This window comes from Alistipes sp. cv1 (assembly GCF_900240235.1).
GTDB lineage: Bacteria > Bacteroidota > Bacteroidia > Bacteroidales > Rikenellaceae > Alistipes_A > Alistipes_A hominis.
Window position 1 is genome coordinate 312,276 of record NZ_OEPW01000002.1, and the last position, 12,752, is coordinate 325,027.

General features: G+C 54.1%; 9 protein-coding genes. 3 read left to right on the forward strand and 6 right to left on the reverse strand.

The window, feature by feature from the left end:
- Positions 1-10: 10 nt before the first annotated feature.
- The 3 genes from C1A08_RS05700 (at position 11) to C1A08_RS05710 (ending at position 4,632) form a co-directional block, all read left to right on the forward strand.
- Positions 11-2,149: a S46 family peptidase gene (locus tag C1A08_RS05700; RefSeq protein WP_101571978.1), complete on the forward strand. Its 2,139-nt coding sequence runs from the start codon at positions 11-13 to the stop codon at positions 2,147-2,149.
- Between the two features lie 82 nt (positions 2,150-2,231).
- Positions 2,232-3,920 carry a glutamine--tRNA ligase/YqeY domain fusion protein gene (locus C1A08_RS05705; RefSeq protein WP_101571980.1) on the forward strand — a complete coding sequence of 563 codons (1,689 nt, stop codon included), beginning with the start codon at positions 2,232-2,234 and terminating at the stop codon, positions 3,918-3,920.
- Between the two features lie 40 nt (positions 3,921-3,960).
- Entirely contained in the window at positions 3,961-4,632 is a 672-nt protein-coding gene (locus C1A08_RS05710; protein ID WP_180951531.1) for a hypothetical protein, read from the forward strand.
- Between the two features lie 146 nt (positions 4,633-4,778).
- Here C1A08_RS05710 and thiC read toward each other — a convergent pair whose 3' ends face one another.
- From thiC to pheS, 6 genes are all read right to left on the reverse strand, one after another.
- Positions 4,779-6,302 carry a phosphomethylpyrimidine synthase ThiC gene (gene thiC, locus C1A08_RS05715; protein ID WP_101571984.1) on the reverse strand — a complete coding sequence of 508 codons (1,524 nt, stop codon included), beginning with the start codon at positions 6,300-6,302 and terminating at the stop codon, positions 4,779-4,781.
- A gap of 76 nt (positions 6,303-6,378) precedes the next feature.
- A complete protein-coding gene (gene mnmG, locus C1A08_RS05720) occupies positions 6,379-8,250 on the reverse strand; it encodes a tRNA uridine-5-carboxymethylaminomethyl(34) synthesis enzyme MnmG (protein WP_101571985.1) in 1,872 nt (623 codons plus the stop codon).
- A complete protein-coding gene (gene ybeY, locus C1A08_RS05725) occupies positions 8,247-8,741 on the reverse strand; it encodes an rRNA maturation RNase YbeY (protein WP_101571987.1) in 495 nt (164 codons plus the stop codon). The genes mnmG and ybeY overlap by 4 nt, the downstream gene beginning before the upstream one ends.
- Positions 8,742-8,772: 31 nt before the next feature.
- Positions 8,773-9,975, reverse strand: coding sequence for a murein hydrolase activator EnvC family protein (locus C1A08_RS05730; RefSeq protein ID WP_055202864.1), 1,203 nt, complete (start codon positions 9,973-9,975; stop codon positions 8,773-8,775).
- 2 nt (positions 9,976-9,977) lie between these two features.
- Positions 9,978-11,705 (reverse strand): tetratricopeptide repeat protein, encoded by a 1,728-nt coding sequence (locus C1A08_RS05735; protein WP_101571989.1) that lies wholly within the window; start codon positions 11,703-11,705, stop codon positions 9,978-9,980.
- Positions 11,706-11,725: 20 nt separating this feature from the next.
- On the reverse strand, positions 11,726-12,748 hold the full coding sequence (pheS, locus tag C1A08_RS05740; RefSeq protein WP_055202869.1) for a phenylalanine--tRNA ligase subunit alpha: 1,023 nt from the start codon (positions 12,746-12,748) through the stop codon (positions 11,726-11,728).
- Positions 12,749-12,752: the final 4 nt, after the last annotated feature.

Below are 12,752 nucleotides of genomic sequence, written 5' to 3' on the forward strand. Positions count from 1 at the left end.
CGAAGAAAATATGAAACGGTTTATCGTGCTGTGCCTGGCTTTGTGGGCGGGCGTGTCAGGAGTCCGGGCCGACGAGGGGATGTGGCTGCTTCCCTACTTACAGAAGTTGAATATAAAAGATATGAAGGCCCGCGGGTTCCGATTGTCCGCGGAGGATATTTACGATGTCAACCGGTATGCGATCAAGGATGCCGTCGTGATTTTCGGCGGCGGGTGTACCGGAGAGGTGGTTTCCGACCGGGGATTGGTGCTGACCAATCACCACTGCGGTTTCGGTGCGATTCAGCAGCACAGCACCGTCGAGCGCGACTACCTGAAAAACGGTTTCTGGGCGATGTCCGACCGGGAGGAGATCCCTACGCCGGGGCTGACCGTGACGTTCATCCGCCGGATCGAAGATGTTTCGGATCGCATCCTGTCGCAACTGGACGATTCGCTGTCGGAGCAGGACCGCACCGTGAAGGTGGTACAGGCCATTGCGATGGTCAAGAGCCAGACGAAACTCGACCGGCCGGGACAGGAGGTGGAAATCAAGGATTTTTTCGGCGGGAACCAATACTTGCTGTTCGTGAAAGAAGTTTATACGGACGTTCGCCTGGTGGGGGCTCCGCCTTCGTCGATCGGTAAGTTCGGCGGCGATACCGACAACTGGATGTGGCCGCGGCATACCGGCGATTTTTCGATTTTCCGGATTTATGCTTCTCCGGACGGCGCTCCGGCCGATTATTCGGAAGAGAATGTTCCCTATCGGCCTCCCGTACATTTGCCGGTATCGGTAAAGGGGTATAAGCCGGGCGACTTTACGATGATTATCGGTTTTCCGGGATCGACCGAGCGGTACAAGACTTCTTACGAAATCGACTATACGCTGGACGTGGCCAATCCGAACCGGATTTTTATCCGCGGGGAGCGGCAGAAGTTGATGATGGAGGACATGCTCGCGAGCGACCGGGTGCGTATCCAGTACGCTTCGAAATATAGCTCTTCGTCGAATTACTGGAAAAATTCGATCGGGGAAAACCGCGGGTTGAAGCGGCAGCGCGTTCGGGAGCGGAAACTCGCCGAAGAAGAAAAATTCACCGAATGGGCGAATACCGATCCGGAACGGCGGGCGAAATACGGGGAGGCGCTTCCGCTGATCCGCAAAGCGGTCGAGGGGTCGGCGCCGCTGCGGGATCGGTTACAGTACTTTTCGGAAGCGCTGATACGGGGTACCGAGATCATCGGCGCGGTCGGTGCGGCGATACCGCTTATCAACGCCGAAAAGCAGGTCGATACGTCGAGAATCGGTGAAATCGCCGGCAAATTGCAGGCTTTTTATAAAGATTACAACCCTCCCACCGACCGGAAAATCGCCAAACGGATGTTCAGGCTGTTGCTCGACAGTCTTTCCGCGGAGGAACTGCCTTCGTGTTTTGCGGTGATCCGTGAAAATTTCGGCGGTGATGCGGACGCTTATATCGATTATGTCTACGACAATTCGCTGTTCGCATCGCCCGAAAAGGCCGAGGAATTCCTACGGCGTCCGGATGCGAATGCGTTTCTGAACGATCCGGCGTATAAAATGCGGCGGGAGGTGGTGAAAACCTATAACGCGCTGGTGGATTCGATCCGGGCGTTCGATTCGGTATTTTACCGGGGGCATCGGCTGTACGTGGCGGGCCTGATGGCGATGAATCCGGACAAGAAGTACTACCCGGATGCGAACTTTACGATGCGGCTTTCGTACGGTCAGGTATTGCCGTACGAACCGCAGGATGCCGTTTATTACGATTACTTTACGACGCTGGACGGAGTGATCGCCAAGGAGGATCCGCAGAACGCTTACGAATTTGCCGTGCCTGACAAACTGAAAGAACTTTACCGCGAACGCGATTACGGGCCTTATGCCGAAAAGGGAGTGCTGCCCGTAAATTTCATCACGACGAACGATATTACCGGCGGAAATTCGGGCAGTCCGGTGATGAACCGTAAAGGAGAGTTGATCGGGCTGGCGTTCGACGGGAACTGGGAGGCGATGAGCGGGGATACCGTTTTCGAACCCCGGCTGCAGCGGACCATCTGCGTGGATATCCGTTACGTGTTGTTTATTATCGACCGGTTTGCGGGCGACACCCGGTTGATCGACGAGATGACGATCGTCCGGTGACGGCCGTCCCGGATATTATAATGTCTGTAAAATTTGCAGATATTATCAAAATAGAATTAATTTTGTGCAAAATTGGTATTTTATGAGCGATTTGCACGAAGAATCAGCATCGGTTGAAGGAAAATCCTTGAATTTTCTGGAAGAAATTGTAGAGGAAAGCATCGCCGGGGGCGAGAAACGGGTGCAGACCCGGTTTCCGCCCGAACCGAACGGTTATCTGCATATCGGGCATGCGAAGAGCATCTGCCTGAATTTCGGTTTAGCCCGCAAATACGGAGGAAAGTGTAACTTGCGTTTCGACGATACGAACCCGGTTAAGGAGGATGTCGAGTACGTCGATTCGATCCAGCAGGACGTTCGTTGGCTCGGTTTCGAGTGGGCCGGCGTGCACTATGCGTCCGATTATTTCGACCAGTTGTACGCTTGGGCCGTCGAATTGATCCGTAAAGGGCTGGCTTATGTGGACGATCAGTCGCAGGAGGAGATTCGTCAGAGCCGGGGTACGGTGACCGTGCCGGGCAAGGAGAGCCCGTGGCGCAACCGGTCGGCGGAAGAGAACCTCGACCTGTTCGAACGGATGAAAAACGGCGAGTTCGGAGACGGCGAAAAGGTGCTGCGTGCGAAAATCGATATGGCTCATCCGAATATGCTGCTGCGCGACCCGATCATGTACCGGATCCTGCATGCCGAGCATCATCGCACCGGCAACAAATGGTGCATCTATCCGATGTACGATTATGCGCACGGGCAGAGCGATTCGATCGAGAAGGTTACGCATTCGATCTGTACGCTCGAATTCGATGTGCACCGGCCGCTGTACGACTGGTTTATCGAGAAGTTGGATATCTATCCGAGCCATCAGTACGAGTTTGCGCGTTTGAACCTGACCTATACGATGATGAGCAAGCGGAAACTGTTGCAGTTGGTGCGGCAGGGCACCGTGATGGGTTGGGACGATCCGCGTATGCCGACGATCTGCGCGTTGCGGCGTCGGGGTTATACGCCGGAGAGCGTGCGAATGTTCGCCGATAAGGTGGGCGTGGCTAAGCGGGATAACGTGATCGACCTCGGACTGCTCGAATTCTGCGTCCGGGAAGACTTGAATAAACGGGCCCGGCGGCGCATGGCCGTGTTGGACCCGATCCGCGTGGTGATTACCAATTATCCGGAAGAGAAAACCGAAACGGTCGATTGTATCAATAATCCGGAGGACGAAACGGCCGGGAAACGGGAAGTTCCGTTCGGGCGGGAGATCTATATTGAGCGCGACGATTTTATGGAAAATCCTCCCAAGAAATATTACCGTCTCTCTCCGGGCGGCGAAGTGCGGCTCAGGTACGCCTATTTGATCCGGTGCGACGAAGTGATCAAGGATGCCGACGGCAAGGTGGTCGAACTGCGTTGTACGTACGATCCGATGTCCAAGGGGGGACGCTCTTCCGACGGGCGTAAGGTGAAGGGGGTGATCCACTGGGTTTCGGCGCGGCATGCGGTTCCGGCCGAAGTGCGACTGTTCGACCGCTTGTTCGTCAAAGAGGATATGAACGACATCGAGGAGGGGAAGACGTTCGAGGATTACCTGAATCCCGATTCGCTGAAGACCGTAACCGGATATCTCGAACCTTCGCTGAACGAAGCTGCGGAAGGAGATACTTTCCAGTTCGAACGGTTGGGTTATTTCTGTGTGGACAGAGATTCCACGGCGGCTGGGAAGGTATTCAACCGTACCGTTACGTTGAAAGACAGTTGGGCTAAAATGGCTGCCAAATAAGAAACGGTCTCCGTTTTCCGTTTCCATAATAATTGAAGACTTGTGTAAGTTGAAAAAGTTGCTTTTATTACTGGTTTTTGCGGGGATTTCCGCCGTTTGTTTCGCACAGGCGGATAGTTGCCGCATCATCATTACTACGCCCGGTTATACGTCGATTTACCGCTATTCGGATCGGGAATTCGCCAAACAGATGGCCTGTGATTTCAAGGTGGCCGACGCTTCGGTGACCGAAGAGCCGAAAGGAGACGGCTGTTCGCTGGTGAAGCTGCGGATCGGCCAGCGAGAATACAGTTTTGCCGTATCGCCGGATGCACCGGTCGTGCGTCTGCAGTACGACCGCAATAGAAGGCTGTTTAAAGGCATGGGATTTAATTATATCGAGCAAACCGAGGCCAAGTACGAGGCGCCCTCTTTTAATGGCGTATCGCTGCTGAAATTGCCGGGGCTTTGGCGGCCGCAGATCGAAAAGTTAATTGACGACCGCAGCCTGCTCGATCCGGACAGGCCGGACGTGTTTTTACTCGAAGTCGATATCGACGAAGACGGGATCGTGCACCGGATCGTGGAGCTGGGCGGGGCGTTGAAGCAGTATTCGCAGGTGTTTATCGATAAGATTTACGATATTGCGGTGCGCGGATGGAGTCCGGCTAAACGTAACGGAGTGCCTTTCAGGACGGTAGCCCAGATTCGGTTCGTAATAGACGAAAATTGACCGATCGCTTTTTTGCGCGGACAACCGGTAGAAATTTTTATAGATAACGTTATTTCGAATCGAAAGCGGAACATACTGCGGATTCCGAAGGCATAAAAAAAGAGAGACAGACCGTCTCTCTTTTTATATAATTGATTATTAATGTATTATAAAATAGACTTCGTAATTTTCATGGCGCAGAAGTGCGGCCCGCACATCGAGCAGTGGTCGGATCCTTCGCGAATCATTTCGAAGTGCATCCGGCGGGCCCGTTCCGGGTCGAGCGACAGGTTGAACTGGTCGTTCCAGCGCATTTCATACCGGGCATGGCTCATTTGCAGGTCGCGTTCGGCCGCTCCGGGATGTCCTTTCGCGATGTCCGCCGCATGGGCGGCCAGTTTGTAAGTTACGACGCCTTCGCGGACATCGTCCTTGTTCGGCAGGGCCAGGTGCTCCTTGGTGGTTACGTAGCACAGCATGGCGGTTCCCATCCATCCGATCATCGCCGCGCCGATCGCGGAAGTAATGTGGTCGTATCCGGCTCCGATGTCGCTGACCAGCGGTCCCAACGTGTAGAACGGGGCTCCGTGGCAGTATTTGATTTGCTTGTCCATATTTTCACGGATTTTTTGCATCGGAACGTGTCCCGGCCCTTCGATAATAACCTGTACGTCGTGTTTCCATGCGATTTTAGCCAGTTCTCCGAGTACTTCCAGCTCTCCGAACTGGGCTGCGTCGTTTGCATCGGCAATGCTTCCCGGACGCAGGCCATCGCCGAGCGAGAAAGCGATGTCGTATTTTTTAAGCAGCTTGCAAATGTCTTCGAAATGGGTATACAAAAAGTTTTCCTGTTTGTTGATGCTCATCCATTTTGCAAGAATCGACCCGCCGCGCGAAACGATTCCGGTCACGCGTTTCAGTGCGGCGGGCAGGTGGCGCTGTAAGATACCGGCATGGATGGTGAAGTAATCCACCCCTTGTTCGCACTGTTCGACCAGCGTATCGTAATACACTTCCCAGGTCAGATCGGCAATTTCGCCGCCTACTTTTTCCAACGCCTGGTACATCGGTACGGTACCGATCGGTACGGGAACGTTGCGCAGGATAGCTTCGCGGGTTTGGTGGATCTCCTTGCCCGTCGACAGATCCATCACGGTGTCGGCTCCCCATTTGACGGCCCACATGGCTTTTTCGACCTCTTCCTCGATCGACGAGCCCAGCGCCGAATTACCGATGTTGGCGTTGATTTTGACCAAGAATTTACTGCCGATAATCATCGGTTCCGCTTCCGGATGCCGGTAATTGGACGGCAGTACGGCGCGTCCTTCGGCAATCTCTTCCCGTACCATTTCGGGTGTGATGCGGTCTTCCCGTTCGTTGTTCTGATTCTCCCGGATGGCGACGTATTCCATTTCGGGCGTGATGATCCCGTGTCGGGCATACCACAACTGGGTATGGAATTCTCCCTCTTTCTCCCTCTCCTTGATCCACGGTTCCCTGACTTTCGGCATTCCCTTCCGGATGTCGATTTGATAATTGTCGTCGGTATAGGCGCCGGTCGTATCGTAAACGCAGACTTTTTTCCCGTTTTGCAGCGATATTTCCCGCATACCGACTTTGATCGGATGTAGCGTCCCGTCTATATAAATCTTTTTAGCTCCGTTTTTTGATAGGTCGAAAATGTTTTTCATTTCTTTTAAATTTGTTCCACGTGGAACATTCTCCACGATGGATGTTTTAAATAAAGATTTGTTCCACGTGGAACAATTAACGTCCGAAATAAACCAACAGTACGTTGATGTCGGCCGGGCTGACTCCCGGTATCCGCGAAGCCTGTCCGATGGTAGACGGGCGGATTCTCGTCAGTTTCTGTCGGGATTCGATCGAAAGCGAAGTCAGTTCGCTGTAATTGAAATCCGGTCGGATCCGGATATTTTCGAGTCGCGTCATTTTGTCGGCGATGTGCCTTTCGCGCTCGATGTATCCGTGATATTTGATCTGGATTTCGGCTTCTTCGATCACTTCCTGCGAACACCCGTTTTCAAAAATGAAATCGGCCAGTTCGGGCAGGTATTCCGCCAGTCCGTTCAACGTGATTTTATTGCGTAAAATGATATCGTAAAGTTTTCGTCCCTGGGTCAGCGGCGTCGATTCGATCGATTTTAAATACTCCTCCAAATCGGCCGGAGTGACACTCAGTTGACGAACGAATGAAATAAGCGATTCTACGGACGATTTTTTTTGCATCGTTTTTCGATACCTTTTTTCATCCGCAAGCCCTATTTTATACGAAATCGGCGTAAGCCGGATATCCGCATTGTCCTGCCGGAGCAAAATCCGGTATTCGGCGCGGCTGGTGAACATCCGATAAGGTTCGTCGACGCCTTTGGTGACCAGGTCGTCGATCAATACCCCGATGTACGATTCGTCGCGCCGCAGTACGAGCGGTTCGTCGTCCCGCAGTTTCAGTACGGCGTTGATTCCGGCCATCAGTCCCTGTGCAGCGGCTTCTTCGTATCCTGTCGTTCCGTTCACCTGACCGGCAAAAAACAATCCGCCGATCAGTTTCGTCTCCAGCGAATGGTAGAGCTGGGTCGGCGGAAAATAGTCGTATTCGATCGCATAACCGGGCCGGTAAAGTTGTACATTTTCGAATCCTTTGATTTTTTGCAGCGCCGCCACCTGAATATCCCATGGCAACGACGACGAAAAACCGTTCAGGTAGTATTCGTGGGTGTCGGCTCCTTCGGGTTCGAGAAAAAGTTGATGGGAATCCTTGCCGGCGAAAGTCCGCAACTTATCTTCGATACTCGGACAGTAGCGTGGTCCGATCCCCTTGATAGTGCCGTTGAACAACGGCGAATCGGCGAATCCGCTCCTCAAAATATCGTGCACTTCTTTCGATGTGTAAACGAGATAACAAGGAATTTGTTTTTTAATACACTCTGTATCAGTAGAATATGAAAATTTACCGGGTGTTTCGTCTCCTTGTTGCTCTTCGAGTCGGCTGAAGTCGATCGAACGGGCGTCGAGCCGGGCCGGAGTGCCGGTTTTCATGCGTCCGACTTCGAAACCGAGTCCGGCCAGTTGGGCGCTCAGCCCGTGCGAAGCGGGATCGCCGGCGCGACCGCCCGGAACATGCGTCCGGCCGATGTGCATCAACCCTTCGAGGAAGGTTCCTGCGGTCAAAATAACGGCTTTCGAGCGGAATTGCACTCCCATCCGAGTCGTAACCCCGGCGACCGTATTTTGTTCGATCTGAAGGGCGGTTACGGCGTCTTGCCACAGGTAGAGATTTTGCGTGTTTTCGAGCATTTCGCGCCACAGCAGCGAGAAGCGCGCCTTGTCGCACTGCGCGCGCGGACTCCACATCGCCGGCCCTTTCGAACGGTTCAGCATACGGAATTGCAGCGTCGTACGGTCGGTGACGATGCCCGTATAACCGCCCATCGCATCGATCTCCCGGACGATCTGTCCTTTGGCTACGCCCCCGATGGCCGGATTGCACGACATCTGGGCGAATTTGCCCATGTCCATTGTGATTAACAGCGTCCGGCAGCCCATATTGGCCGCCGCCGCCGCCGCTTCGCATCCGGCATGTCCTCCTCCGACGACGATGATATCGTATTCGAATTTCATTTTTTTTGTTTTTCCGGCTCCCCTTTCCGCTTCTTGTCTACCCGACGCGGCGCGGACCCGGGGATTTCGTTGTAAAACAGGTCCAGGTATTTGTTTTCCAGACTTTTCATCCGTGCGGCTTCTTCGGGCGTTTTGTCGCCGTAGCCGCACAAATGCAGAATACCGTGAATGATCACGCGCTGCAGTTCGTTTTCGAACGTCGTTCCGAAAGCGGCCGCGTTATCGCGCACGGTACCGATTCCGATCATCAGGTCTCCGGCGATCTTTTTCTTCTCCGGATCGCTGTAATCGAACGTAATAATATCCGTAAAGTAGTTGTGGTTCAGGTATTTGTTATTTACTTCCAGCAGCCGTTCGTCCGAACAGAAGACGACCGATACGGCTCCTGTGTCCCACCCCTCCGTCCGGGCCGTTCGCCTGATCCATGCGGAGGTTTTTCTTTTGCCCCTGAATATGAAGTCGCACGCTTCGGTGCAGTAATTTACCGGCATTGTTCGTATCGTAGTTTAATTCGTTTTCGGGTTACCGTCTCAGCCATTTTTCCGGATTCAGGTTGACGGGATTGTTCTGCGCGTCGAGTTTCCACACTTCGAAATGCAGCGTGCAATCGTTACTGTCTTCGGACGAAGCGATCCGCCCGATCGGCTGGTTCAGCGTGACCCGGTCGCCCACCTTGACGTTGACCGAAGCGAGGTTGCTGTAAAGGGTCAGGTAGTTTCCGTGACGCAGCAGGACGACCTTGTTCGTCCATTGGTTCAACAGCACCTGGCTGACTTCTCCCTCGAACACGGCGCGCACTTCGGCTCCCGGTTCGGCCGCGATGTCGACGCCCTGGTTCTTTTCGACGACGCCTTTGATCGCAGTGTGCGAGTGGAGTCCGTAGTTATTTACGATGACTCCCCGCACCGGGTAGGGCAACTTGCCGGTATTCTGTTCGAATTGCCCGGAGAGCTTGACGTCGAATTCCCGTTGTTCGGACGTTTGCGGTTTCGCTTTGTTTTTGCGCGATTCTTCGGCGATAATCTGCCGGATCTGTTTCTGCATCTGTTCGATCCGCTTCCTGTTCGCTTTGATGATCGAGTTCAGTTTGCCCGCTTCCTGCTGCAGTTTCTGCGACGAGGTGCGGTACTGCGTTTCGTCCTTGTCCAGCGAGGTCAGCTCTTCGTTGCGGCTGCGGCGCACTTTGTCGAGTTCCTCCTTCTGACTTTGCAGGCTGGATATTTCGCGTCCGACCGAGGCCGATACCGAATCGATTTCGGCGGCTTTCTGTTCCCGCATCCGGTTGTAGCGGTGCATATAGGCGATCCGCAGCGTAGCGTCGTTGAAATCCCGCGATGCGAACAGAAAGAGCATGAAGTTGTTCAGCTTGTAATTCTTATAGGAATCGTAAACCATCGCGGCGTATTCCTGCCGCAGCCGGTTCAGATCCTGTTCCAGCGACCGGATCGTCGTGTTTTTCGCACCGATGTTGTTTTCGATCAATCCCGACTGTTTTTCGAGGTTCGAGATGATGTTCTTCCGGTTGCGGATCTTATTGCGGATCAGGTTTAGCTGCCGGTCGGTCGTTTGCTGGTTTTTCTGCGTTTTCGACAGCAACTGGTTGGTCATTTTGATCTCCTCTTCGGCTTGCCGGATCTCTTCGCGCAACGATTCCAACTGCTGGGCCGGCACGCTCAGCGTCGCAAGGGCAAACAAAAGGGTCAGCAACAGTCTTGTCCGGGTCATCGTTATTCGATTTGTTTAAGCCGTTGTTCGATCTGCTCCGGATCGTAACCGCTTTCCAGCGCCTTTTTCCAGTAAATCGAAGCCATGAAGTTGTCTTTCAGTTTATAGAGGATGTCGCCGTAGTGCAGGAACAGTTCCTTGTTGCCGGTACGATCGAGCGATACGGCCTGCCGCATCGGCGTCCGTGCTTCTTCGTACCGGCCCAACTGGTAGAGCACCCATGCGTAGGTATCCAGGTAGGTCGGGTTGTTCGGCGACAGCCGGATCGCCTTTTCCGTCATCGCGAGCGCCTTGTCGAGCCGCTCGTTGCGCAGGCTCAGGAAATAAGCGTAGTTGTTGTATATGACCGCATTGGTCGTATCGAGCTTCATGCCTTTTTCATACGATTTGAAGCAGTTTTTGTAGTCGCCGAGCGTTTGGTAATTGTCTCCCAGCACGCCGTAGATCACACTGCGCAGCGAGTCGGTTTTAGCGTATTTGAGCGCTTCGCGGTAGGCCGGTTCGGCTTCTTTCGGGTTGTTCAGCATGTAGGCCGAAATAGATCCCTTGCGCAGGTAGAGCTCCGGGTCGGACGGGAAGCGCTGTAAGGCCATTGCCGTGTATTTGGCCACCGAATCGGGCCGTTTCTGATACGCTTCGATCTCGATGACGGTGTTGAACGGCTCTTTGCGGTCGGTCGAATCGTTCAGGTGGGATTTGTACAGACTGAGCGCGTCTTCCAGAAATCCTCCGGCGATCAGGTGTTTGGCATACAGTTCGACCGTCCGGTAGTCTTCGGGATAAGTGATCGCCAGCGACGAAGCCAGTTCTCCGAGTTGGACGTAATAGTCGCGGTAATAATTCGGCGTTTGGGTGAGTTCTTCGAAAAATTTCAGTTTTGTTTCGAGCGGGAACTCTTTCGACCGGAAAAGTTGCGCAGCCGTCGACAGGAAGCGGACATTGTCGTTCGTGCGCTTGTAAAAATCATTCAGCGACGCGATGACGCGCAGACTGTTGGGATTGATCTCCTGCGCTTTCCGATAAGCTTCCTGCGCCTGCGCGAGCTGTCCGAGCGTGGTGTAGAGTTCCGCCAGTTCGACGTAGTTGTCTTCGTCGTAAGGGAAATTTTCCACCATGGCTTTCGCCTCGACCAAGGCCCGATCGTACTGTTTCATGTTCAGCAGCAGTTGCCGCTTATACCCCGCCAGCATTTCGACGGCGCCGAGTTGGCGTTCGGCCGAATCGAGGATGATCAGCGCCTTCTCGGGATCGCCTTTCTGTTCGTACAGCATGGCGATCAGCCGGTAGTTGTCCGGATTGTTCGGAGCGGCCTTCAGCAGCGAATTGTAAACCGTCATCGCCGAGTCGTAGCGCTGCGTGGCGATCAGCAGCCGTCCGAGCTGGGTGCGGTACCAGATGTTGCCCGTGTCGGCGGCATTGGCCCGCAGACTGTACCGGAGGGCGGTTTCGGGCTCGGATATCGTGAGCGTGGCCAACTCGAAAAGGGTCGGCGCATGCGTCGAATCGATCTCCAGCACCTTTTTGAAAAGGTCTACCGACTGTTGCGGATCGCCGTTCATGATGTTGTTCTTGATCCCTTCGGTGTAATAATAAGAAGCCGTCTGCTCCGGCGAATATCCCCGGTCTGTCCGCGCTTCCGGTTTCGAAGCATAGGCCGGACGGGACGGGCCGCAAAACAGCAGCGCCGCAGCGGCGGCACCCACGCAAAGAGATTTTGTCAGTTTCGTCATAAACAGCCCCTCCGGGTTTTTTAGAAAACAGAATCGAACTGGCGCAAGAAACGCGCGTCGTTTTCGAAGTAGAGCCTCAGATCCTTGACGCCGTATTTCAACATGGCGATCCGTTCAACTCCCATGCCGAATGCGAAGCCCGAATACCGTTGCGGGTCGATGCCCGACGCTTCGAGCACGTTCGGATCGACCATCCCGCAGCCCATGATTTCGAGCCAGCCGGTATGTTTGCATACGTTGCATCCTTTGCCTCCGCACAAATTGCACGACACGTCCACTTCGGCCGACGGCTCGGTGAACGGGAAGTACGACGGGCGCATCCGGATCTGCGCCTTTTCGCCGAACATCTCCTTGGCGAAATACAGAATGCTCTGTTTCAGGTCGGCGAACGATACGTTTTCGTCGATATAAAGTCCTTCGACCTGGTGAAAAATGCAGTGCGCCCGGTACGAAATGGCCTCGTTGCGGAATACCCTCCCCGGGCAAACCACGCGGATCGGCGGTTTCTGACGCTCCATCGTGCGCACCTGGATCGAACTGGTGTGCGTCCGCAGCAGGATATCCGGGTTTTTGCGGATGAAAAACGTGTCCTGCATATCGCGGGCCGGATGCTCCGGCGGAAAATTCAGCGCCGAGAATACGTGCCAGTCGTCTTCGATTTCGGGCCCTTCGGCGACCGTATAGCCGAGCCGCGCGAAGATGTCGACGATTTCGTTCCTTACCAGCGAGATCGGATGCCGGCTGCCGATCGGGTCGTTCGATCCCGGACGGGTCATGTCGATGGCCGCGTCCGAGTCGGTTTCGGTATTTTCCAGAGCGGATTTCATCTCCGCGATTTTGTCGTTGATGCGTGTTTTCAGCGCGTTGATCTTCTGGCCGAGCTCTTTTTTCAACTCCGGCGCCACTTTCTTGAACTCTTCGAACACGTCGTTCATTTCCCCTTTGCGTCCGAGCATTCGCACCCGGAACTCTTCGACCTCGGCGGCGGCCTGCGGTTTGAACGCTTCGACCCGCTTCAGCAAATCGTTTATTTTGTCGATCATCGTT